22 protein-coding genes are annotated in these 22,364 nt (G+C 36.1%); 11 read left to right on the forward strand and 11 right to left on the reverse strand.

Going from position 1 to position 22,364, the window contains the following annotated elements; all coding sequences use genetic code 11:
* Window positions 1-155 precede the first annotated feature (155 nt).
* The 3 genes from fumC to BLT30_RS11220 all read left to right on the forward strand — a co-directional run bounded on the left by fumC (window position 156) and on the right by BLT30_RS11220 (window position 2,596).
* Window positions 156-1,550, forward strand: coding sequence for a class II fumarate hydratase (fumC, locus tag BLT30_RS11210; protein ID WP_089873613.1), 1,395 nt, complete (start codon window positions 156-158; stop codon window positions 1,548-1,550).
* An 80-nt stretch (window positions 1,551-1,630) separates the two neighbouring features.
* On the forward strand, window positions 1,631-2,191 hold the full coding sequence (locus tag BLT30_RS11215) for a Crp/Fnr family transcriptional regulator (protein WP_089873614.1): 561 nt from the start codon (window positions 1,631-1,633) through the stop codon (window positions 2,189-2,191).
* A gap of 75 nt (window positions 2,192-2,266) precedes the next feature.
* Window positions 2,267-2,596, forward strand: coding sequence for a DMT family transporter (locus BLT30_RS11220; protein WP_089873615.1), 330 nt, complete (start codon window positions 2,267-2,269; stop codon window positions 2,594-2,596).
* Window positions 2,597-2,725: 129 nt separating this feature from the next.
* Here the strand turns inward: BLT30_RS11220 and BLT30_RS11225 are convergent, their stop codons facing one another.
* Both BLT30_RS11225 and BLT30_RS11230 read right to left on the reverse strand, forming a co-directional pair.
* Complete coding sequence (locus tag BLT30_RS11225) at window positions 2,726-3,436, reverse strand: ABC transporter ATP-binding protein (protein WP_089873616.1); 711 nt, start codon at window positions 3,434-3,436, stop codon at window positions 2,726-2,728.
* Between the two features lie 121 nt (window positions 3,437-3,557).
* The gene (locus BLT30_RS11230; protein ID WP_089873617.1) at window positions 3,558-5,021 is read right to left on the reverse strand and encodes a DUF5687 family protein; all 1,464 of its coding nucleotides are present in this window, start codon (window positions 5,019-5,021) and stop codon (window positions 3,558-3,560) included.
* Between the two features lie 173 nt (window positions 5,022-5,194).
* On the opposite strand from BLT30_RS11230, the gene dnaB reads away from it, so the two are divergent.
* From dnaB to BLT30_RS11245, 3 genes are all read left to right on the forward strand, one after another.
* Window positions 5,195-6,769: a replicative DNA helicase gene (dnaB, locus tag BLT30_RS11235; protein ID WP_089873618.1), complete on the forward strand. Its 1,575-nt coding sequence runs from the start codon at window positions 5,195-5,197 to the stop codon at window positions 6,767-6,769.
* A 14-nt stretch (window positions 6,770-6,783) separates the two neighbouring features.
* Complete coding sequence (rnhA, locus tag BLT30_RS11240; RefSeq protein ID WP_089873619.1) at window positions 6,784-7,245, forward strand: ribonuclease HI; 462 nt, start codon at window positions 6,784-6,786, stop codon at window positions 7,243-7,245.
* A 61-nt stretch (window positions 7,246-7,306) separates the two neighbouring features.
* Window positions 7,307-8,695: a T9SS type A sorting domain-containing protein gene (locus BLT30_RS11245; RefSeq protein ID WP_089873620.1), complete on the forward strand. Its 1,389-nt coding sequence runs from the start codon at window positions 7,307-7,309 to the stop codon at window positions 8,693-8,695.
* A 49-nt stretch (window positions 8,696-8,744) separates the two neighbouring features.
* Here the strand turns inward: BLT30_RS11245 and BLT30_RS11250 are convergent, their stop codons facing one another.
* The 3 genes from BLT30_RS11250 to BLT30_RS11260 all read right to left on the reverse strand — a co-directional run bounded on the left by BLT30_RS11250 (window position 8,745) and on the right by BLT30_RS11260 (window position 12,035).
* A complete protein-coding gene (locus BLT30_RS11250; RefSeq protein ID WP_089873621.1) occupies window positions 8,745-10,277 on the reverse strand; it encodes a YifB family Mg chelatase-like AAA ATPase in 1,533 nt (510 codons plus the stop codon).
* 86 nt (window positions 10,278-10,363) lie between these two features.
* Window positions 10,364-11,443: a mannose-1-phosphate guanylyltransferase gene (locus BLT30_RS11255; RefSeq protein ID WP_245707167.1), complete on the reverse strand. Its 1,080-nt coding sequence runs from the start codon at window positions 11,441-11,443 to the stop codon at window positions 10,364-10,366.
* Window positions 11,430-12,035, reverse strand: a complete 606-nt coding sequence (locus BLT30_RS11260) for a SprT-like domain-containing protein (protein ID WP_139166626.1) — start codon at window positions 12,033-12,035, stop codon at window positions 11,430-11,432. The genes BLT30_RS11255 and BLT30_RS11260 overlap by 14 nt, the downstream gene beginning before the upstream one ends.
* A gap of 184 nt (window positions 12,036-12,219) precedes the next feature.
* Here BLT30_RS11260 and BLT30_RS11265 point away from each other — a divergent pair, with 184 nt between their 5' ends.
* Together BLT30_RS11265 and BLT30_RS11270 are read left to right on the forward strand one after the other, a co-directional pair.
* A complete protein-coding gene (locus tag BLT30_RS11265) occupies window positions 12,220-13,824 on the forward strand; it encodes a tetratricopeptide repeat-containing sensor histidine kinase (protein ID WP_139166628.1) in 1,605 nt (534 codons plus the stop codon).
* Between the two features lie 78 nt (window positions 13,825-13,902).
* Window positions 13,903-14,565 carry a response regulator gene (locus BLT30_RS11270; RefSeq protein WP_089873623.1) on the forward strand — a complete coding sequence of 221 codons (663 nt, stop codon included), beginning with the start codon at window positions 13,903-13,905 and terminating at the stop codon, window positions 14,563-14,565.
* 154 nt (window positions 14,566-14,719) lie between these two features.
* Here BLT30_RS11270 and BLT30_RS11275 read toward each other — a convergent pair whose 3' ends face one another.
* From BLT30_RS11275 to BLT30_RS11300, 6 genes are all read right to left on the reverse strand, one after another.
* Window positions 14,720-15,169 (reverse strand): GNAT family N-acetyltransferase, encoded by a 450-nt coding sequence (locus tag BLT30_RS11275; protein ID WP_089873624.1) that lies wholly within the window; start codon window positions 15,167-15,169, stop codon window positions 14,720-14,722.
* A complete protein-coding gene (gene yihA, locus BLT30_RS11280) occupies window positions 15,162-15,785 on the reverse strand; it encodes a ribosome biogenesis GTP-binding protein YihA/YsxC (protein WP_089873625.1) in 624 nt (207 codons plus the stop codon). The genes BLT30_RS11275 and yihA overlap by 8 nt, the downstream gene beginning before the upstream one ends.
* A 92-nt stretch (window positions 15,786-15,877) precedes the next feature.
* Window positions 15,878-16,639: an alpha/beta fold hydrolase gene (locus tag BLT30_RS11285; protein ID WP_027382986.1), complete on the reverse strand. Its 762-nt coding sequence runs from the start codon at window positions 16,637-16,639 to the stop codon at window positions 15,878-15,880.
* A gap of 145 nt (window positions 16,640-16,784) precedes the next feature.
* On the reverse strand, window positions 16,785-17,237 hold the full coding sequence (locus BLT30_RS11290; protein ID WP_089873626.1) for a tRNA (cytidine(34)-2'-O)-methyltransferase: 453 nt from the start codon (window positions 17,235-17,237) through the stop codon (window positions 16,785-16,787).
* Window positions 17,238-17,245: 8 nt separating this feature from the next.
* The gene (locus BLT30_RS11295) at window positions 17,246-17,638 is read right to left on the reverse strand and encodes a hypothetical protein (RefSeq protein WP_089873627.1); all 393 of its coding nucleotides are present in this window, start codon (window positions 17,636-17,638) and stop codon (window positions 17,246-17,248) included.
* Window positions 17,639-17,679: 41 nt separating this feature from the next.
* A complete protein-coding gene (locus tag BLT30_RS11300; protein ID WP_089873628.1) occupies window positions 17,680-19,080 on the reverse strand; it encodes a nucleoside recognition domain-containing protein in 1,401 nt (466 codons plus the stop codon).
* 513 nt (window positions 19,081-19,593) lie between these two features.
* Here BLT30_RS11300 and BLT30_RS11305 point away from each other — a divergent pair.
* The 3 genes from BLT30_RS11305 (at window position 19,594) to metQ (ending at window position 22,172) form a co-directional block, all read left to right on the forward strand.
* Window positions 19,594-20,622: a methionine ABC transporter ATP-binding protein gene (locus BLT30_RS11305; RefSeq protein ID WP_089873629.1), complete on the forward strand. Its 1,029-nt coding sequence runs from the start codon at window positions 19,594-19,596 to the stop codon at window positions 20,620-20,622.
* Window positions 20,612-21,265, forward strand: a complete 654-nt coding sequence (metI, locus tag BLT30_RS11310) for a methionine ABC transporter permease MetI (protein WP_074235866.1) — start codon at window positions 20,612-20,614, stop codon at window positions 21,263-21,265. Before BLT30_RS11305 ends, metI begins: the two co-directional genes overlap by 11 nt.
* A 106-nt stretch (window positions 21,266-21,371) precedes the next feature.
* On the forward strand, window positions 21,372-22,172 hold the full coding sequence (gene metQ, locus BLT30_RS11315; RefSeq protein ID WP_089873630.1) for a methionine ABC transporter substrate-binding lipoprotein MetQ: 801 nt from the start codon (window positions 21,372-21,374) through the stop codon (window positions 22,170-22,172).
* Window positions 22,173-22,364: the final 192 nt, after the last annotated feature.

Here is a 22,364-nt window from a genome sequence, read left to right on the forward strand (position 1 = left end):
ATTATTTTAAACGCAAAGTCCGCAAAGAATTATAATTCAACAATCTGTTTTTAAGGTCGCAAAGCCGTAAAACTTAGCAAAGAAAAAATATTTCTTTACTTATTTTAAGGCTCTTCTGTGGCTTTTGTGGTTAGATAAAATTTAAAAATTATACAATGAGTTTCAGAATTGAAAAAGACACGATGGGCGAAGTGCAAGTGCCTGCTGATAAATTTTGGGGTGCGCAGACGGAGCGTTCCAGAAATAATTTCAAAATCGGTCCGGAAGGAAGTATGCCACGCGAAATCATCGATGCATTTGCTTACCTGAAAAAAGCAGCGGCTTTTACCAATGCAGAATTGGGCGTTCTTTCCAATGAGAAAAGAGATGCAATCGGGAAAGTCTGTGATGAGATTCTTGCAGGAGAGCTGTATGACCAATTTCCTCTTGTGATTTGGCAGACTGGTTCCGGAACGCAGTCCAATATGAACGTGAACGAAGTTGTTGCGAACAAATCTCACGTGAACAGCGGCGGAAAATTAGGAGAAAAAACAGAAGTTCACCCGAACGATGATGTGAACAAATCACAGTCTTCTAACGATACTTATCCAACAGCAATGCATATTGCAGCTTACACAAAAGTTGTAAAAGAGACGCTTCCTGCTTTGGAAAAGTTGAGAAATACATTGGACGAAAAAGCGAAAAAATTCCAGAATATTGTAAAAATCGGAAGAACGCATCTTATGGATGCAACGCCTTTGACACTTGGACAAGAATTTTCCGGTTATGTTGCTCAGCTGGACTATGCAAAAAAAGCGATCAACAATACGCTTGACCATTTGAAAGAATTGGCTCTTGGTGGAACTGCGGTTGGAACAGGACTTAACACTCCGAAAGGTTATGATGTTGTGGTGGCGAAATATATTGCAGATTTTACAGGCCTACCTTTTGTGACAGCTCCGAATAAATTCGAGGCTTTGGCAGCTCACGACGGAATTGTGGAAACTCACGGCGCGTTGAAGCAATTGGCGGTTTCTCTTTATAAGATTGCTCAGGATGTTAGATTGTTGGCTTCTGGTCCGCGTTCTGGAATTGGTGAAATCCACATTCCAGAAAACGAACCTGGTTCTTCTATTATGCCTGGAAAAGTGAATCCTACGCAGAACGAAGCTTTGACGATGGTTTGTGCACAAGTTCTTGGAAATGACACAACGATTTCTTTCGCAGGAACGCAAGGAAATTACGAACTGAATGTTTTCAAACCAGTGATGGCAGCAAACTTCTTGCAGTCTGCACAATTGTTGGCTGATGCGATGATTTCATTCAACGACCATTGTGCTGTTGGAATCGAACCAAATGAACCGAGAATCAAGGAATTGGTTGATAAATCATTAATGTTGGTGACTGCACTTAATACGCACATCGGTTACGAAAACGCAGCGAAAATTGCTAAAACAGCTCACAAGAACGGAACGACTTTGAAAGAAGAAGCTGTGAATCTTGGTCTTTTGACAGCAGAACAATTTGATGAGTGGGTGAAACCAGAAGATATGGTCGGAAGTCTTAAATAGATAATGGACTTTTAGACAAAAGATAATAGACAAACTCCGAGGCAATTCTCGGAGTTTTATTTTTTTATTAAATTTCCAGTATGAATATTGATATAATTCTTGACCAAATTTTCAAGCTTCCAGAACATTCTAAATCAGTTTTAAAGAATTTGATTTCAGAAGTTGAGTTTCCGAAAGACAGCATTATCATCAAAGCCGGAAAAGTTGAAAGAACGATTTATTTCATCAAAAAAGGAATTGTGAGGGCTTTTGTCCCGCAAGAAAATCAAGACCTTACATTTTGGTTTGGAAAAGAAGGTGATGTGGTTTTACCAATGAAAAGTTATGTTGATAATCATCAGAATTATGAAAACATTCAGGTTTTGGAATATTGTACTTTATATCAATTGAAAATCGATGATTTGAGACAATTATTTGAAACTGATATCCATATTGCGAATTGGGGAAGAAAATTAGCCGAAAAAGAATTGGTGAAAACCGAAGAACTCTTCATTTCCCGACAATTCAGGACAGCAAGTCAGCGTTATGAAGAACTTTTGACAAAACAGCCTGAAATTATTCAGCGAGTGCAATTGGGTTACATTGCTTCATATCTGGGAATCACACAAGTTAGTCTGAGCAGAATCCGTAGTGAAATCTGATTTATTTTTTTAACATTTGTAAAAAGATTCGAAGCATCCAATTCGGAAATTTGCATCATTAAAATTGATAAATAAATGAACTGGATTTTTTTAATTCTTGGAGGACTCTTTGAAGTTGGATTTACATCTTGTTTAGGAAAAGCAAAAGAAACATCGGGCACAGAATCTTACCTATGGTACGCAGGATTTGGAATATCTCTGATTGCAAGTATGCTTCTGCTAATCAAAGCAACTCAAACGCTTCCATTGGGAACCGCTTATGCAGTATGGACAGGAATCGGAGCTGTAGGAACCGTTCTGGTTGGGATTTTTATTTTTAAAGAACCTGCGACATTCTGGCGCTTATTTTTTATTTTCACATTAATTGCTTCCATCGTTGGACTGAAAGCTGTTTCTTCACATTAAATGTTAAAATTCAACCACATAGGCACATAGAATTGAAATGTCCATTTTCTATAAAGATTAAATAGAATTGTAATAGAATCTATTTAATCTTCATTTTTATAAAACTATGTGTCTATGTGGTTTAAAAGATTAAATTGAAGTTACCTGGTCTGCAAAATATTGCTCCAAATCCCTCAGCGTTTCCGGCGAAGTCTGGATATCTCTTACCAATTCACCTTTGTTGATGACCACAATCCTTTCGCAGACTTCCGTTGTGTGAGCCAAATCGTGGCTGGAAATCAGGAATGTAGAGTCTGAGTTTTGTGACCAATCTCTGATAAGGTTTTTCAACTTGATTTGAGTTGATGGGTCAAGGTTCGCAAAAGGTTCATCGAGAATGATAATTGCCGGAGTTCCGATTAATGCACCGATGATTCCAACTTTTTTCATATTTCCTTTGGAAAGGTCGCGGATGTATTTTTTCGCATTCAGAATTTCTCCGTTGAAAAAATCGGTGAAGTTTTTCAGGAATTCATCAACATTCGCTTTGCTTTGACCTCTTAGTTCTCCCAAAAAATAGAAATATTCTTCCGGAGTCAGATAGCCAATCAGAAAAGTTTCATCGATAAAAGCACCGACTTTGTTTTTCCAACTTTCGGATTCGTTGACTTTCTCTTCGTCGATGGAAACATAGCCTGAACTCGGTTCTATCAAATCCAGAATCAAACTGAATAATGTCGTTTTTCCCGCGCCATTATTTCCGACCAAACCAATGGTTTGACCTTTTGGAAATTCTAGGTTTTCTATGGATAAGACTTTTTTTGTTTCGTAAACTTTGGAAAGGTTATTTATTGTTATCATTTTTATTGAGATTTTTGATGTTGGATTTTTTGAACACAAAGTCCACAAAGATTTTTTATAATTATTGAAAATACTTTAAGGTTCACAAAGGCGTAAAACTTAACAAAGAAAAATTTTAAGTCTAATTTCCTTTGAAAGCTTTGATGGTTGAGTATTTTTCTTTTTTATACAATTTGACAATGAAATCGAAGAACTTTTCTCTAAGGAAAAAGCCGATCAACCCCAAAACGCCCAGACTAGCCACAGCTGCTGTTGTTCCGAAAAAATATTTTGAAACTCCGAAAACCGCCATTGGCAATACCATTTGTGGCAAAAGAAGCAAGATGTTTTTGAAACTGAAGTTATTTTTCTTTCCTAATGTTTTTCCCCTCGCATTGAGGTCAATTGGATTTTTGTTAAACGCGCCAGACAACAAAACGACCTGAGAATTGACACCGACATTGTAAAGTCCGGCCGCTAAAAAGGTGAAATACAAATCCCAACTTACGAACGCATAACCGACTGCCAAAACCATACTTACGGCAACGGCGCTCACAATCATCCACCATTTGGCTTTCAGATATTCTTTGTAGGGAACGTTGAGTGTCATCATCAGCGGATAATAGGAGCTGTCGAACGAAGGAACTCTTTGCCCAAACAAAAATAGAAATCCACCTGTAACGAAAAGCCCCATAAATAATTGCATATAAGCGGTTTTATAAGCCGGAGAACTGAACAAAAGCAAGCCATAAAACAAGAACAGAAAACTTCCCAAAGCAATGGATTTTGCGGCTTTGCTTCGTTTTATCATTCGGATATCGTTGTTGATGAAGGTTCCGAGAACCCCATATTTATTAAGAAACTGAATGTTTTCTGTCTTGCCGACTTCCTGCTTCATTTCCAGACCTTTGTCGAGATAGAAGTTTTCATAGATGAACTTTCTACAGAAAACATAAAGAAGACCGAATATCGCAATCGGCAATACAATCACGTACCAATGGCCATAAAACATCATAAAGAATTTCTCAGAAGCCGATGACAATGCAATAACATTATAATAATCCAATCCGCCAACAAAGACCAAAAGTCCGCCAATAATCCAAACGGCTAAATCTTTACCGTTCAGAAGAATATTGATCAAATTAATAGTAAAACTCAGAATAATTATTGCCAAAATCCAAGAAAAACTTCCCAAGACCGAATAGCCATTATAAAGCAAAATTCCTAGCAACGGCACATAAATAAAAAATCCTCCCCAACTGAAAAATGACAGAAAAGTTTTGCTAATCATATAATTGACCAACGTACTTTTCTTGATATTCATCGTCAGAAAAGGTTTGATATTCTGAGTTGGCATCTGTTGGAAAAAATACCTTAGGAACAGATCTGCTATCAGCCAATAAATCAGAAACTTGCTAATAAATGGCAATGGGTCAATATGCAGTTTTTGTCTCGGGAAGTAAAATGCGCCGAAAGCAACAAATACAAATAGCGCAAGAATGTACAAGACTCCCAAAAGCTGAAAGATCTTGACCACAATATTGGCTGCCAGAGAACTTGACCGGAAAAAATTTTTGAATTCTAATCTGACGAATCGTTGCAACATAAAGCTTATTTTTTGTTAAATGTAATGAATTCTGAATATTAATAGATTTTCTATATATTAAGTTCACAGTTTGTGGATTTTGTTACAAAAATTTTGATTTATCAACAATTGTATGTGGATTTCTTGAGTAAAACTAAATTTCGAAAATTTATAAAAAATTCTACCTTTGTACAATGGTACAGAAGGAAACATTATCGTCGCTTACGCAGGGTAATTTTGCAAAGGAACTCTCTATTTCGGATGGCAAAATGCCGCCTAATGCATTGGACTTTGAGAAAATTGTGATCGGAACTTTTTTAATTGACAGAAAAGGGCTTGATCATTCCATTGACTTATTGACACCTGAAGTTTTTTACGACCCGAGACATCAGACCATTTTCGCGTCGATTCTGAAGCTGTATGAGAGCAACTCTCCTATCGACCTGATGACCGTGATCCAAGACCTTAAAAAGAATGAAAAACTGAATCTTGCCGGCGGCGACCATTATATCATTGACTTGACAATGGGTGTAAGTTCTTCTGCACATATCGAATATCACGTACGTGTAATTCTTGAAAAATATATTCTTCGTTCCTTGATCAATGTTTCGGCGAACGTGATTGACAGTTCCTACAAAGAATCAACAGACGTTTTCGAATTGTTGGACAAGGCGGAACAATCATTTTTTGAAATCACGAACGGGACCATTAAAAAAGGTTTCGACACGGCCAATTCGCTAGTAAAAGAGGCTATTGATAAAATCAAATCGCTAAAAGACAAGGAAGGATTATCAGGGGTTCCATCTGGATTTACAGCTTTAGATAAAGAAACAGGTGGCTGGCAAAATTCTGACCTTATTATTATCGCGGCAAGACCTGCGATGGGAAAAACGGCTTTTATTCTTTCTATGGCGAGAAACATGTGTGTGGACTACAATATCCCAATGGCCTTGTTCTCTCTGGAGATGGCTTCTGTTCAGTTGATCACAAGGATGATCTCATCCGAGACAGGAATTTCATCAGAGAAATTAAGAAAAGGTCAAATGGCAGATGAAGAATGGCAAAGATTGTTTACCAATGTTTCTGCTTTGGAAAATGCACCTCTTTATATTGATGAAACACCTTCACTATCAATATTCGATTTTCGCGCAAAGTGCAGAAGATTGGTAATGCAACATGGTGTAAAGATCATTATGGTCGATTATCTTCAGCTGATGACCGCCAGTTCCGGAAAAGGAGGCGGAAACCGTGAGCAGGAGATCTCTATGATTTCCCGATCCCTAAAAGCCATCGCAAAAGAGCTGAATGTTCCAGTAATTGCATTATCCCAGCTATCGAGAAGTGTGGAAACAAGACCTGGAAAAAGGCCAATGCTTTCTGACCTCAGGGAATCTGGGGCGATCGAGCAGGATGCAGATATCGTCTCGTTCATTTTCCGACCAGAGTATTATAAAATTGCTGTTTGGGATAATGATGAAGAAGGCGCAGAAACCAGCACAGAAAATCAAGCCGAGATCATCATTGCAAAACATAGAAATGGTGCGACAGCTGATGTAAGATTAGCATTCCACAAAAACATCGGTAAGTTTGCCGACCTTGGAACGAATTACGAATATACTCCTTCCAACTTTGGACAGAAAGACGAGCCTTCTGGTTTTGATAAAATCAATATCACGATCGATCCGGGAGCCGCTTTCGGATTACCAAACAACAATAATGTTTCAGGCTCTGCAATGAATGACGATGATGACGATGATATGCCATTCTAAATTCTTTTTCTGATTTGAGAATCGAGATCTTTACAGATGGTGCCTGTAGTGGAAATCCCGGACCTGGCGGTTACGGGATACTAATGCGCGTTCCTGAAAAAAAATACCAGAAAACCTATTCCAAAGGTTTCCGAAAAACAACCAATAACAGAATGGAATTAATGGCTGTTATAGTTGCTCTTGGAAATCTAAAAACTTCTGATAATGATATCCATATCTTCACTGACAGCAAATATGTTGCAGATGCCATCAATCAAAAATGGATCTACGGTTGGATAAAACGAGGCTGGAAAAATGTGAAAAACCCAGACCTTTGGAAAGAATTTTACCAATTATATCAACTTCATCAACCTAAATTCCATTGGATCAAAGGTCATGCTGGTCATCCTGAAAATGAGCTATGTGACCAATTAGCTGTTGCAGCTGCAAAATCCGGAAAGCTGGCAATTGATGCTTATTTTGAGAACCAGAATTAAAATATTTTTTTGATTTATTAAATTATCTTTGAACGATTAAACAATATAACATCAATAATCCATGAAAAAACATTTACATTTTCTTTTTTTACTTTTATTTTCTACAAGATTATTATCACAAGATGGAAGCCTTGATAATTCTTTTAATGATTCTAATATTGGAATTAATGATGGTTTAGTCCTAGGCATAACCCTACAACCTGATAAAAAAATACTGGTTTCTGGGAGATTTAATTCTTACAATGGCAATATTAGAAATAATATCGCTCGGTTAAATCCGGACGGAACTTTAGATTCGGGTTTTAATCCTGTTTCAGGATCTAATCAACAGATTCACATTTCTACTGTTCAACCTGATGGAAAAATCTTAATTGGTGGCTATTTTGATACCTACAACGGAGTTTCTAGAAATCGTATTGCTCGTCTGGATGTAGATGGATCATTAGACACTTCCTTTAACCCTGGCAATGGCGCCAACGATATTATCAACAACATTGTTTTACTACCTGATGGTAAAATATTAATTGGAGGTTATTTTACTTCATACAATGGCATATCTAGAAATCGTATTGCCCGACTAAATGCGGATGGATCATTGGACTCTAATTTTAATTATAGTTCTGGGGCAAACAACAATATTCATGATCTAATTTTACAACCTGATGGTAAAATTTTAATTGTGGGGGATTTTATGACCTTTAATGATATCTCAATGAGGTATATTGCGAGATTAAACTCTGATGGTACATTAGATACAAGCTTTACAGGTAATGCTTCAAATACCATAACTAGTATTTTATTACAAAAAGATGGAAAGATTTTAATAGCAGGTTATTTTACAACTTATAATGGGGTTGCTAGAAATCGTGTTGCTCGTCTAACCTCGAATGGCGCATTAGACACAGAATTCGATCCTGGTGATGGTGCAAATGGCACTATTTATAGTATGGCTTCTCAATCTGATGGCAAGATCCTTATTGGTGGTGATTTTACAACATACAACAATAATACAGCGATACGCCTTGCTCGTCTTAATAGCAATGGTTCTATCGACAATTCTTTTAATGTTGGAACAGGAACAAATAGTAACATCCTTGATATCGTTTTACAATCAGATAACAAAATACTTGTTGGAGGAGCTTTCAGTATATACAATAGTATTACAAAGAAAAGCCTAATTCGCTTAAACAATGAGCCCATTTTAAGCACCACAGATTTTATGCGTAAGAATATATTCTCATATCCTAATCCAGTAAAAGATATATTATATATTGAAAATGCCTTTAATAATAAAGTTTACATTTATAATATGATTGGGAATTTGGTTAAGGAATTTGAAATTTCTAACAATAAAACCAACATAAATCTTAGCTCACTTGAAAAAGGCAATTACATTTTGATAAGTACTAATGGAAAAGAGCAAAAAACATTTAAAATTATCAAACAATAAATATTAAAAACCCTAATCTGTCTACAATCCTTGTAGGCAGATTGTATTGTTAAGCATTCCAAAAATCTCTGTCCAGACTTCTATACTGTATTGCCTCAGAAATATGGTCTCCCTGGATATTTTCAGAATTTTCCAGATCTGCGATGGTTCTTGCAACTTTTAAAATTCTATCATAGGCCCTTGCGGAGAGATTGAGTTTCATCATAGCGGCTTTTATTAATAGCTGAGAATATTCATCTAATTCGCAATATTTTTCGATTTCTTTTGGTCCCATCTGCGCATTATAATTGACCTCAGAATCTTTATATCTTTCATTCTGAATATCCCTCGCATCGTTTACTCTTTTCCTGATCTTCGCACTGCTTTCCCCTTTCTTTTTATCGGCCAATTGTTCATATTCTACTTTTGAAACTTCGATATGAATATCGATCCTATCGAGAAGAGGTCCGGACAATTTGTTCATATATCGTTGCATTTCCATGGTTGAGGAAGTGTTATTCGGGTCATCCGGAAAATAACCGCTGGGACTGGGGTTCATACTTGCAACCAACATAAAACTTGCAGGATACTCGATAGTAAATTTGGCTCGCGAAATAGTTACGACACGATCTTCCAAGGGTTGCCTCATCACTTCGAGAACCGTTCTCTTGAATTCGGGCATTTCATCTAAAAATAGGACGCCATTGTGGGCGAGAGAAATTTCTCCCGGCTGGGGATAACTTCCTCCTCCGACAAGTGCAACATCAGAAATCGTATGATGTGGGGATCTAAATGGCCTTATTGTTATCAATGATGTTTCTGTCCCCATTTTTCCTGCTACAGAATGAATCTTCGTTGTTTCCAAAGATTCTTTGAGACTAAGTGCCGGCAATATACTGGGAAGACGTTTGGCAAGCATTGTTTTCCCACTTCCAGGCGAACCTATCAGTATAATGTTATGTCCGCCAGCTGCTGCAACTTCCATTGCACGTTTTGCTGCTTCCTGTCCTTTCACCTCATCAAAATCAAAGGGAAAATGATTCACCTTATCCTGAAATTCTTTCCTGGTGTCGATCTCGAATTTTTGCAAAGGTTGATCATCATTAAAAAAATCTATAACCTCTTTGATGTTTTCCACACCATAAACATCCAATTGATTGACGATTGCTGCTTCTCTTGCATTTTGTTTTGGAAGAATTATGCCTTTGAAACCATCTTCTCTAGCTTTTATTGCAATTGGCAAAACACCTTTTATTGGTTGTAAACCGCCATCAAGAGATAATTCTCCCATGATCAGATATTGTCCCAGATCTTCTGCTTTTATAAGGTCAGAAGCCGCTAAAATTCCGAGAGCAATGCTCATATCATAAGCAGAACCTTCTTTCCGGAGATCAGCAGGAGCCATATTGATTGTAATCTTCTTTCCAGGAATTTTGAATCCTGAGTTTTTAAGAGCTGCAGAGATTCTATAGCTACTTTCTTTGATGGCATTATCTGGCAATCCTACCAGATGATAGCCGACGCCTTGATCTACATTGACCTCTATGGTAATGATCTGTGCAGAGACACCGTGAATGGCTGCACCGTAAATTTTGACAAGCATTTGTGTTTTGTTTTATCAAAAATAAAAAAAACTCTCTGATGAAAACCAAAGAGTTAAATATTTTTCAAAAAATAGTTAGTTCCCTATTACATAAATCGTTCGCCTTTTTTAAGATTTTTAAGGTCCAGAACATAATCTTTTATAAGCTGATCATTATCACGTGGGCAAATAAGCAATGCTTTTTCCGTATCCACAACAATATAATTTTTAAGTCCATCGATAACAGCTGCCTTGTTTTGATTTTTGATCCTGATGACATTTCCCTTTGAGTTATAAGTAAGAACATTCTTGGAAGAGATCGCATTGTTATCATCATTTTTTCCAGCATTGTTATAAACCGAAGTCCAGGTCCCAAGATCACTCCAGCCAAGATTAGCCGGAATTACATAGACATTATCAGCTTTTTCCAAAATCCCGTTGTCTATGGAAATTTTGTTTACAGTTGGGTAAACCAGATCAATGCATTCTTTTTCAGAGTCCGTATTATATTCACAACTATTGAATTGGTTTGTCATTTCCGGCAGATGCTTCTTGAATGCTTTCAAAATACTTTTTACACTCCAGACAAAAATACCCGCATTCCAAAGGAAATCACCAGATTCTATAAAACTTTTGGCAATCTCAAGGTCAGGTTTCTCTGTGAAAGTTTTGACCTTAGAAAAGAGTTCATTCTTTTCTTGAATGAATTGAATATAACCATAACCAGTGTCTGGACGTGTCGGTGTAATACCCAATGTGATCAAATAATCATTTTCTGATGCTAATTTGAATGCCAACGACACTTTCTCCAAAAAGGTGTTTTCTTTCAAAATCAAATGATCTGCGGGCATGACAATGATATTTGCGCTGGGATTGACCGCTTCTATTTTTTTTGCCATGTATAAATTGCACGCAGAAGTATTCTTCATAGCTGGCTCACCAACAATATTTCCAAAAGGAATCTCTGGTAACTGTTGCTGAGTCAATTCTACATATTCCTGATTTGTGATGATATAAATATTCTCTTTGGGAATCAACTGATTGATTCGGTCAAAACTTTGCTGAATCATTGTTCTGCCTGTTCCTAATATATCATGAAACTGTTTCGGAAATTTCTGAGTACTCATTGGCCAAAAACGGCTTCCGATTCCCCCTGCCATAATAACGCAGTAATTATTGTTCATCATTGATTGTCAATTTTTCGACCTTTGCTAAAGGTTTGAATAAATATTTTTTTGAATTCTTCAAATGGGTACAAAGATAAGATTTTTTCCTCTTTTCTATTATTATATATGCCTCACCTTTGTAATGAAACTTATCATTGATTGATAAATTTTCAATGAAAACAGAGTTTTCGTCAGAATCCTCGATGTGAAAATAACGGACAAGCTCCGGACTCGCCATGAAATTGGCCTTAGGACTTTTCGCAAATCTTACAATAATTGGTTTTAGATCTTCGGTATAAATATCGATACTTTCCAAAAGCATTTCGCGGAAAGTATCTTTCCATTCTTTTCCATGTGCACTGATCCTGAAATTAAACTTCTCAAAGGCAATAAGATGAGCGAGCTCATGGGTCAGGACAAAAAAGAAAAGTTGTTTGTCCAATGTAGAATTAACCGTGATCTGATGTGATCGATCCGGCAACTTCCTATAATCTCCTAATTTGCTATTCCTGTTCCTTGTGATCTTGATGTGAATATAATAATCTGCAAACCATTTTTTAAGAAAAGGAAAGGTATTCTTGGGAAGATATTGTTCTAATGTATCGATTGACATCCAAGTCCAAATATAAATAACAAAAATAATCAATATGAACGATTTTGCCCGGAAATATTAAGTTTTTCTTAATGTTTTTTCTTAAATTTCGAATAAATTGGAAAAGTTGCCAAAATTTATTTTTTGTTTATTCGTATTACTGTTGTTCTCGTGTTCTAAAGATATAGATTCACAAAAAAATCCTTTGCAAAAAAAACAGGCCAATCCATATTATGAAAAAGCTTTCGTATTCCTGGACAAGAACGAATATGACAGCACTTTCTATTATTTGGACAAAGGTAAAGAGCTATTCTTACGCAGGAATGATTCTTTCGGTGTAGGAAAAAGTCTGGTGAATATGGCCATTACACAAGAAAATGCCGGGGATAATTTTGGCAGTATTGAAACCAGTCTACTTGCCTCAAAATTTTTCAAAGAGAAAGATACCGCCCACCATTCTTTTTTATTCTGCAATTACAATAATCTTGGGGTTGCATCCAATAACCTAAAGAATTACAAGGACTCCAAAAGATTCTATGACAAAGCCTTTCTTTTTACGAAAGATCCCATGGATAAGCTGATGCTTTCTAATAACATTGCAATCGTTCTCCATAATGAGAAAAAGTACGGAAAAGCGATTGCCATCTATAAAAAACTAATCGACAGTATAGGTCCTAAAAATGAATTTTACCCCAAATTATTGCTTAATTTCTCCCGATCAAAATGGTATGAGGACAGCAAGTACAATCCCGTGAAAAACTACCTATTGGCAGAAAAATTGAGTAGTGCGCAAAATGATGATTGGAATAAAGATGCAGCCTATGCATACCTGTCTTCATATTATTTGAATAAAAATTCTGATTCCTCCATATTTTATGCTAAAAAAATGCTGTTTCTTGCGAAGAAATTAAAATACCCTGTAGATGAATTAGAAGCTCTGCAAACTTTGATCAAGCTTTCTGATGGAGCTAATGCCCAAAAATATTTCGATACCTATTCCCGAATCCAGGATAGTCTTATAAATAGCCAAAATAAAGCAAAAAATCAATTTGCACTGATCCGCTTTGAAAGCGAAAAAGCGAAATCAGAGAATGTTATTCTTCAAAAAGAAAAAGAGATCAACCAATCTGCCATTACTCGTCAAAAGATTATCATTTGGGCTCTAGTCATCATTGCGGCAATTGTTACTTTTTCTGTATCGATATGGACAAAGAAGAGAAAAGAAAAACTCATTTTAGAAGCCAATAACAAGCTGCAATATCAACGCCTTAATTTTTCAAAAAAAGTCCATGACGTGGTCGCAAACGGCATTTATGAAGTCATGTCAACGATTGAGAACCAAAAGGACATTCCTACCGAAAAGATCTTGGACAAACTTGAGCTGATGTACGAAAAATCCCGAGACCTTTCTTACAATAATAACCTCCAACAGGAGTTCAACGAAAGAGTATCAGGTTTGATAAATTCTTTCGATAATGATAAAACAAAAATTATCATTATTGGAAATGAGGCTGATTTTTGGGACGGGTTGAATCAATCGATAAAAGAAGAATTGTTCCAGATCATAAGAGAGCTGCTTGTCAACATGAAAAAACATAGTCGGGCATCACAAGTTATCTTAAGGTTTGTTCACGAAAACAACACCTATGATATCAAATATACCGATAACGGAATTGGCCTTACAGAAGATTTCTCAGAAAAAAACGGATTTGCAGGCATGAGGTCACGACTAAAAGAAATAAATGCAATTCTGGAAATAGAGGAAAGAACTTCTGGTTTAAGACTTTCTATTAAATTAAATGAAAAGTAGAAAATCTTTTATATAAAATCAAGGACAGCCCAAAGAACTATCTGAAAATAACATTAATTAAAAAAGCACTTGAAACAAATGTTCAGTAAAATATTAATTGCGGAAGATCATGAGAGCAGTAATTTTTCTGTTCAAAAAGTCTTGGAAGAGATGAAAATTCCCAGTGTAAGTCATACTTATTACTGCGATGATGCTTTCTCATCCCTTAAAAAATCTTTGGAATCTAATCCTTATGAAGTATTGATCACAGATCTCTCGTTCGAAGAAGATCATGTAAAACAGATTATAAAAAATGGAAGAGAACTTATAAAATCTTGTCGGGAGATTTCTCCAGAGCTTAAAGTAATTGTATTCTCCGCAGAACACAGATTAGGAGTTATCGACCTGTTATTCAGCGAATTAAGCATTAATGCTTTTGTAAGAAAAGCCAGATCAGATTCCAAAGAACTTAAAAAAGCCATTGAAGCAGTATATAATAACGGAACTTATCTCTCTCATGATTTGAAGCTTCCTGTAAAAAGCCTCAACACTTTAGAATTTAGCAACTATGACATCACATTACTACAGTTATTATCTGACGGTGTTCTACAAAAAAACATTCCAAAAAAATTACAGGAACAAAGCATTCATCCAAGCAGTTTGAGCACTGTAGAAAAAAGAATTAATGCAATGAAGCTTGTGCTGGCGGTGAAAAATACCGAACAACTGATTGCTTGTTGCAAAGAAATGGGAATAATTTAAAGAAATCCTATTATTTTTTTATTTTACGGTTTTCCCGTAAGGAAATCTAGTTAGATGTCTCTAACTTTGCGCCAGATTAATAACCGTAAAAACACAATTTACAATACATTCATTTTTCAAGAAGAGTTTAAAGCCATGCTTCAGACTCTTTTTTTTATGTTCTAAACATCTCGGTATGAGGAATATTGTCCTCCAGATATTTTTTAGTTGTTTCTTGAAAACCAAAACCTGAATAAAACCTTAGTAAATAGTCTTGGGCAGAAATTCTGACTTCAGAAGTACGCAATCTATTTTCTATGATATCTATAGCGTATGCTATCAGTTGTTTGCCAAGGCCGGTCCCTCTACCTTTTTCTGTCGTTACGACTCTTCCGATAGATGTTTCTGGGTATTTGATGCCTTTGTCAAAAATTCTGCAATAAGCTAAAACTTCGCCGTTATTCTCAGCCCAAAGGTGAATTGCTTTTTGGTCATAATCATCCAGATCAGGATATGGGCAGTCTTGCTCTACCACAAAAACATTAACTCTGGCTTTGATGATCTCGTAAAGCTCAGTTGTTGTAAGTTCAAGAAACGTTTTGATCTTCCAATCTACATTATTCATCAAATCTCACTTTATTTTTAATCAGAAAATCATTGGTTTTCTGAATGAATTTTAAAATCAGATCACCTCCTTCTTTCTTTTCTGCAGAAGTAACATATAGATCGGGCAAATCTTCCCAAGCCTGAAGTAATTCATTTTTATAAACTTCAACATTTCTATCCACGCCGCCAGATTTTAGTTTATCTGCTTTTGTAAAAACTATGGAAAACGGAACCCCACTTTCTCCAAGCCATTGCATAAATTCCAGATCGATCTTTTGCGGCGTGTGGCGGATATCCACAAGTACAAAAAGATTAACAAGGTTTTTTCTGTTGAGGATGTAATTGGTAATTAGCTTTTCAAAATCTTTTCTCAGACTTTTAGAAACTTTCGCATATCCATAACCCGGCAGATCCGTCAAATACCAATTTTCATTAACCAAAAAATGATTGATCAATTGTGTTTTTCCGGGAGTCTGTGATGTTTTGGCAAGGTCTTTATGATTCATCATTGCATTGATGAGAGAAGATTTTCCAACATTGGAACGTCCGATAAAAGCATATTCCGGCATTGTAGGTTCTGGACAATCTTGCCATTTCTGACTGCTTTTTACAAATTCTGCAGTTTTGATTACCATATTTTTATAATTTAAAAACCATTAAGAATCAAAGTTATTTTTATTAAAACTCAAGTTCTTAATGGTTCTGAATATTTTATCTTGAATAGAGCTTACATCACTCTTTTAAGCCATCCATAAAGAATTTCATTAAATTCATCCGGCTTTTCCATCATGGCAGCGTGTCCACATTTGTCGATCCAATGCAATTCGGAATTCGGGATGAATTTGTGCATATCTTCTGCAACTTCCGGCGGTGTAACATTATCCTGCTTCCCCCAAATGATGCAAGTAGGGCAAGTGATCTTCGGAAGGTCGTTCAACATATTGTGTTTGATGGCACTTCTTGCCAGCATTACTGTTTTTATACCTTTCATTCTATCATTTACAACCGCAAAAACTTCATCTACCAACTCATCAGTAGCTACAATCGGGTCATAAAAAACGTCCTGGGTTTTTCTTTTGATATAATCTTTATCACTTTTTCTTGGGAAACTATCACCGAAAGTTCTCTCATACAAACCGGAACTCCCCGTTAAAACAAGATTCCTTACCAATTCCGGGCGGGATGTCGTGAGAATCAACCCGATATGTCCACCCATAGAATTACCAACGATCGTTACCGGTTTTCCGATAACATCCGTAATAAACTTTGCAACGAATTTGGAAATCGAAGCAAGATTAGTATTCAGAATTGGTAGATCATAAATAGGCAATTGCGGAACAAAGACCTGATAGCCTTTATCCGAGAAGTAATTAATCATCTTATCGAAGTTGCTCAAACCTCCCATTAGACCATGCAGAAGCACCATTGGGTGACCTTCACCCGCTTCTACATAACTATATTTCGTGTCTTTTTTAGTCTTAAAAATCATAATGCTCTCTCGATAACGCGCAAAAATACAAATAAAAGAATTATTTTTTTATTTTAATCCTACTAAAGTGGTCAAAATTAATTTATTTTAACACAGATGTCAATTTATTGATATGGTTATAATAATATTTTAAATCTCAGGTTTTTTACTTCAATGCGATTTGTCTTTTTGCCTCACCAACTACAAAAGCCACAGAATTCGCAATATTGAAGCTTCGAATCAATTTAGACATCGGAATGGTCAAATGATTATCGAATAAACTTAAAACTTCCTGACCCAAACCACAACTTTCCTTTCCAAAAACGAGCCAATCTCCATCCTGAAACTCATTTTCATAAATCGAATTTGTGGCGTGAGAGCTCATCAGAAAGACTCGGGATTTATCTTTGATTTCCTTCATCCATTCCTCAACGTTTTGATATTCGGCAACATCCAGATGAACCCAATAATCTAACCCTGAACGTTTTAAATTAGCATCATTAATGACAAATCCGAACGGATGGATCAAGTGTAATCTACTTTCTGTTCCTACACATAAACGACCGATATTTCCGGTATTATTCGGGATTTCCGGTTCTACTAAAACAACATTTAACATTTTGAATTTTAATTTAAAACAGCTTTCAGATCGTTGATTCTATTAATAATTGGCAAAGCAAAAATCCCGCTGGTTTGCAGATACAATTCGTAGAATGTTTTGGCTTTATCAGCAAAATCCAATTTCCTTTCTGTTCTGTAATGGAACATAAAAACATTGCCCAGCATCTCGTAATAATCCGCGTGGTCTTTGGATTCTCTTTGTTTTACGATTTCGATAATCTCATCTTTTGATTTTGAAGAAATATCATTGAAATCCATTTTGAAGATATCTTTCATCAAAGAATCGAAATCCAATTCTTTTTGCATCAGACTTTCTTCCGGCTTTCCGAGAAGCAATTTTTCCAAGGCCTGAGTGAGCTGTCGTATTAATCTAAGTGTAAAATCTTTATCTTGAATCATTGATTTAGGTTTTAATTGTTTGGATTTAGATTGACAAATTATTATCCGAAAAATAAATAAGCCAAAATTACCGAAACTGTCACACCAACCAAATCCGCTAAAAGCATCGAACCAACTGTATATCTTGTATTTTTAATTCCAACCGAACCGAAATAAACTGCAATGACATAGAACGTTGTATCAGAACTCCCTTGAAGAATTGCCGATAATTTTCCTGCAAAACTGTCCGCCCCAAAAGTTTTCATTGTGTCCACCATCATTCCGCGTGCTCCGGAACCAGACAATGGTTTTATCAAAGCGGTCGGCAATCCGTCCACGAATCTTGTATCGAGATGTGATGCGCTGGCAATCCATTTCATTCCGTCAATAATCACATCAAAAACGCCACTTGTTCTGAGTAATGAAATTGCAATCAACATCCCGACTAAATACGGAATAATCTTAACACAAACTGTAAATCCTTCTTTTGCTCCGTCAATAAAAGCATCGAAAATGTTGATTTTTTTATAAACCGCCCCGAGAACTATTGCGAAGAAAATCAGCAGGATAATTCCGTTACTCATTACTTTACTGAAGGAATCTAATTCGTCTTTGCTAAGCTGAACAAGGTAAATTACAAGCAAAGCAATAATCGCAGAAATCCCGCCAATGTAAGCTAAAACAATTGGCTGAAAAAGATTGATTCTTTGTCTGATAGAAACAATCGTCATTGCCGCCAAAGTTGCACAAAATGTTGCAATCATACAAGGTAGAAAAATATCCGTCGGTGTTTCCGAACCCATTGATGAACGAATCGCAATAATGGAAACCGGAATCAATGTCAATCCGCTGGCGTGCAGACAAAGGAACATAATTTGGGCGTTGCTAGCTCTGTCTTTATCTGGATTCAAAGTTTGGAGACTTTCCATCGCTTTGAGTCCAAAAGGCGTTGCGGCATTGTCAAGACCAAGAAGATTCGCACTGAAATTCAGCATCATATGTCCGAATGAAGGATGGTTTTTCGGAATCTCTGGGAATAATTTTGAGAAAAATGGCTGAATCAATCGGCTGAGAAAATTAATTCCACCTGCTTTTTCAGCAATACTCATAAAGCCCATAAAAAGAGCCATAATTCCAATCAGTTTGAGACAGATGTTGACCGCAGTTTCGCTGGTTCCAATAACACCGTCGGTTTCTGCAACTCTGTAAGTTTTGACGTTTTGAAGAGAATCCATTTTGTAATGGATGTGACTGTCTTCGAAATCAGGATTTGATAATAATGATTTTTGAATTTCGGGAGAAATCTGAGCCAATGGTTTTTGAGAAATCTGAATCGTATCGCCTCCTTTTCCAACAACCATATCGTTGAAAATCTGACTGTAATTATCAGAACTGAAATATTTGACAGATGCAACCGCAATTGCAATAATGATGAAGGCGGACCAAATCCTGCTTAGAACCATTCGGAAAATTAATTTTTAGTAAATGTAAGAAAAGATATGAGATGTTAGATTTTACAAGTTGGTTTTTAGAATTATTTGCAGTTCATAACACAATATTGTCATTCCGTAGGAATCTCAACAACGGAAACTATGAATGTTATATTTAGATTCCTACTGAATGACAAACTTCACGGTAAATGTTATGCTAAAATTTGAAGTCGAATTGTTGCGACCCGACTTGAGCGGAAATCCTTTTTACGCAACGAAGTGGAGTGAAAAGATTGGGAGCGGAAGGCGGAAAAGTCGCCCAAACTATGTATTACAAAAACTGACATTTGTCATTTATTTTAAATTATACTTGTTTAGTATGAATTCAATTTTATAAGTTTGCAGAGGCTTTTTTTAAAACACTATACAATGTTGGAATTTGTTTGTTGCATAAGATTGATATGAAGAAAGAAATGGTGTGTTTATTTTGAAAAACCTTTCATAACTCATTTGAAAGGTTTTTTATTTTTTAATTAATGAATAAAAATGATTGAATTGATAGACGTTTCCAAACGTTTTACTACTAAAAATAAAACTATCCAAGCCTTATCGGACGTTTCCCTGACTGTTGAAAAAGGGGAAATCTTCGGTGTGATTGGAACTTCCGGCGCCGGAAAAAGTACGCTCATCCGATGCGTGAATCTCTTGGAAAGGCCAAACGAAGGAAAAGTAATTGTTGATGGAATTGAATTAACGAAACTTTCCGATTCTCAACTGACTCTGGAACGAAGAAAAATTGCGATGATTTTCCAGCATTTCAATTTGTTATCTTCAAGAAATGTTTTTGATAATGTGGCTTTTCCGTTGGAATTGGAAGGACAATCTAAATCCCAAATTAAAGAAAAAGTAGATTCGCTTTTGGAATTGGTTGGGCTGAAAGAAAAGGCAAAAGATTACCCTGCGAACCTTTCCGGTGGACAAAAACAGAGAGTTGCGATTGCAAGAGCTTTGGCGAACGACCCAAAAGTTCTTTTGTGTGACGAAGCGACAAGTGCGCTTGACCCGGCAACTACAAAATCGATTCTGCAACTTCTGAAATCTATCAATCAAAAACTGAATCTTACAATTCTGCTCATCACTCACGAAATGGAAGTGATTAAAAGTATTTGTGATAAAGTGGCTGTAATTGATAATGGCGAATTAGCGGAACAAGGAAAAGTTGAGCAGATTTTCATCCACCCGGAAAAAGAAATCACGAAAGGTTTCATCCAGTCTTCTCTGAATGTAGAATTACCTTTAATCTATCAGAATTCTATTAGTAATATCGATAGTGAAAATAACAATCCTTTGGTTAAAATTCTCGTTCGCGGGAATGATGAACAAAGTTCCGTTATCATTAATCTGTACGAGAAATTTATGGTTAAAGCAAAGATTATCAGCGCCCAACTGGAATATGTAGGCCACTTGAGTTTCGGAGTTTTGCTTTTGGAACTGAAAGAAGGAAATACCAAGGAAGCTTTGGCTTACTTGGAAAATGAATATGCAAACACAGAAATTTTAGGTTATGTCGGATAGTATCATCAATTTGTTATTTCAAGGGACGATTGAAACTGTTGTAATGACCTTGGTTTCAGGATTTTTCGGATTTGTTTTAGGATTACCGACGGGAATTTTCCTTTTTCTCACAAGAAAAGGTCAGTTATTGGAAAATAAGATATCACACCAGATCGTATCCATTATAGTCAATATTTTCCGTTCGATCCCTTTTATCATTCTCATTGTGTGGATGATACCTTTCACACGAACGATTGTTGGAACGTCGATTGGCGTTTCTGCAGCATTAGTTCCGTTGAGTGTGGGTTCTGCTCCATTCATTGCAAGATTGGTAGAAAACAGTCTGTTGGAAATACCTTCAGGGTTGATAGAAGCAGCGAGAGCAATGGGCGCAAAACCGCTTCAAATCATCCGAAAAGTCCTTTTACCAGAAGCTTTGCCTTCGTTAATCAATAATGTCAGTATTACATTGATTACGCTTGTCGGATATTCTGCAATGGGAGGCGCAGTCGGTGCTGGCGGTTTGGGACAAGTTGGTTATCAGTATGGATACATCGGATACGATTTTGCTGTAATGAATTCTGTTCTGATATTATTAATTGTGCTGGTTTTCATTATTCAAATTTCCGGAGACCTGCTTTCGAAAAAATTCAATCATAGATAATCTTAAAACTAATAATTCCCGCAGATTATTCATATTTAGCAAATTTAAAATTTGACAATAATCGAATCAGAAAATCCACAAGAGTTTAATTATAATTTATAAAAAAATGAAATCGAAAATATTTGCTTTAGCATTGGCTATCATTACATTATCAGCCTGCAATAAAAAAGAATCGAATCCGAATGTCCTGAAAGTCGGAATCGCAACTGGACCAGAGCAAAATCTTGCCGAAGCTGCCAAAAAGGTAGCGAAAGAAAAATACGGATTGGATGTGGAACTGGTAACCTTCAATGATTACGTTGTTCCAAATGAAGCTTTGAACCAAGGCGATGTGGACGTGAACGCTTTTCAGCATTTACCCTATTTGGAAGAACAATCTAAGCAACGTGGTTATAAATTGGCTGTTGTAGGAAAAACATTTGTTTACCCAATTGTGGCTTATTCTAAAAAGATAAAATCAGTTTCGGAGTTACAAGCTGGACAAACTATTGTGATTCCAAATGACCCGACAAACGGCGGACGTTCTTTGCTATTATTACAAAAACAAGGATTAATTAAATTAAAAGACGACGTTGGACTTTTACCAAAAGTAACAGACATTATTGAGAATCCGAAAAATCTAAAAATTCTTGAATTAGAAGCACCACAAATCCCAAGAGTCCTGGAAGATAAAGAAGTAGCTCTGGCCATCATCAATAACAATTTTGCAGCTCAGGCCGGACTTGACCCGGAAAAAGAAGGTTTGTTCACAGAAGATAAAAATTCACCTTACGCTAACCTTATCGTTTCCAGAGAAAACAATAAAAATGATGATAAAGTCCAAAAATTTGTACAAGCTTATCAATCTCCGGAAGTAGAAACTGTCGCTAAACAAACCTTCAAAGGAGGTGCTGTGAAAGCGTGGTAAAACTTTCACGTTATATCTAATTTTTTTAAATTGGCGATTCAGTTTGAATCGCCAATTTTATTTATTATTTATCAAACATTAATTATGATTTGAAAATTATTATTGATAAATATTTTGCCCGCAACTATTCAATCCAATTTAATAAATGCACAAAAGCAATGTTTGCCATAATTTCCGATTATGATTTAAATC

The sequence above is a fragment of the Epilithonimonas hungarica genome, from assembly GCF_900102265.1.
In the GTDB taxonomy this organism is placed as follows: domain Bacteria; phylum Bacteroidota; class Bacteroidia; order Flavobacteriales; family Weeksellaceae; genus Epilithonimonas; species Epilithonimonas hungarica.

What these genes read in the sequence shown, in the direction of transcription:
- BLT30_RS11275 (WP_089873624.1), bottom strand. Translation starts at nt 15,169, where the DNA reads ATGAATAATGTAGATTGGAAGATCAAAACGTTTCTTGAACTTACAACA.
- BLT30_RS11300 (WP_089873628.1), bottom strand. Translation starts at nt 19,080, where the DNA reads ATGGTTCTAAGCAGGATTTGGTCCGCCTTCATCATTATTGCAATTGCG.
- BLT30_RS11225 (WP_089873616.1), bottom strand. Translation starts at nt 3,436, where the DNA reads ATGATAACAATAAATAACCTTTCCAAAGTTTACGAAACAAAAAAAGTC.
- BLT30_RS11290 (WP_089873626.1), bottom strand. Translation starts at nt 17,237, where the DNA reads ATGTTAAATGTTGTTTTAGTAGAACCGGAAATCCCGAATAATACCGGA.
- BLT30_RS11220 (WP_089873615.1), top strand. Translation starts at nt 2,267, where the DNA reads ATGAACTGGATTTTTTTAATTCTTGGAGGACTCTTTGAAGTTGGATTT.
- metQ (WP_089873630.1), top strand. Translation starts at nt 21,372, where the DNA reads ATGAAATCGAAAATATTTGCTTTAGCATTGGCTATCATTACATTATCA.
- metI (WP_074235866.1), top strand. Translation starts at nt 20,612, where the DNA reads ATGTCGGATAGTATCATCAATTTGTTATTTCAAGGGACGATTGAAACT.
- BLT30_RS11245 (WP_089873620.1), top strand. Translation starts at nt 7,307, where the DNA reads ATGAAAAAACATTTACATTTTCTTTTTTTACTTTTATTTTCTACAAGA.
- BLT30_RS11260 (WP_139166626.1), bottom strand. Translation starts at nt 12,035, where the DNA reads ATGTCAATCGATACATTAGAACAATATCTTCCCAAGAATACCTTTCCT.
- BLT30_RS11255 (WP_245707167.1), bottom strand. Translation starts at nt 11,443, where the DNA reads ATGATGAACAATAATTACTGCGTTATTATGGCAGGGGGAATCGGAAGC.
- fumC (WP_089873613.1), top strand. Translation starts at nt 156, where the DNA reads ATGAGTTTCAGAATTGAAAAAGACACGATGGGCGAAGTGCAAGTGCCT.
- BLT30_RS11305 (WP_089873629.1), top strand. Translation starts at nt 19,594, where the DNA reads ATGATTGAATTGATAGACGTTTCCAAACGTTTTACTACTAAAAATAAA.
- BLT30_RS11285 (WP_027382986.1), bottom strand. Translation starts at nt 16,639, where the DNA reads ATGATTTTTAAGACTAAAAAAGACACGAAATATAGTTATGTAGAAGCG.
- BLT30_RS11270 (WP_089873623.1), top strand. Translation starts at nt 13,903, where the DNA reads ATGTTCAGTAAAATATTAATTGCGGAAGATCATGAGAGCAGTAATTTT.
- BLT30_RS11250 (WP_089873621.1), bottom strand. Translation starts at nt 10,277, where the DNA reads ATGCTTGTCAAAATTTACGGTGCAGCCATTCACGGTGTCTCTGCACAG.
- yihA (WP_089873625.1), bottom strand. Translation starts at nt 15,785, where the DNA reads ATGGTAATCAAAACTGCAGAATTTGTAAAAAGCAGTCAGAAATGGCAA.
- BLT30_RS11230 (WP_089873617.1), bottom strand. Translation starts at nt 5,021, where the DNA reads ATGTTGCAACGATTCGTCAGATTAGAATTCAAAAATTTTTTCCGGTCA.
- dnaB (WP_089873618.1), top strand. Translation starts at nt 5,195, where the DNA reads ATGGTACAGAAGGAAACATTATCGTCGCTTACGCAGGGTAATTTTGCA.
- BLT30_RS11215 (WP_089873614.1), top strand. Translation starts at nt 1,631, where the DNA reads ATGAATATTGATATAATTCTTGACCAAATTTTCAAGCTTCCAGAACAT.
- BLT30_RS11295 (WP_089873627.1), bottom strand. Translation starts at nt 17,638, where the DNA reads ATGATTCAAGATAAAGATTTTACACTTAGATTAATACGACAGCTCACT.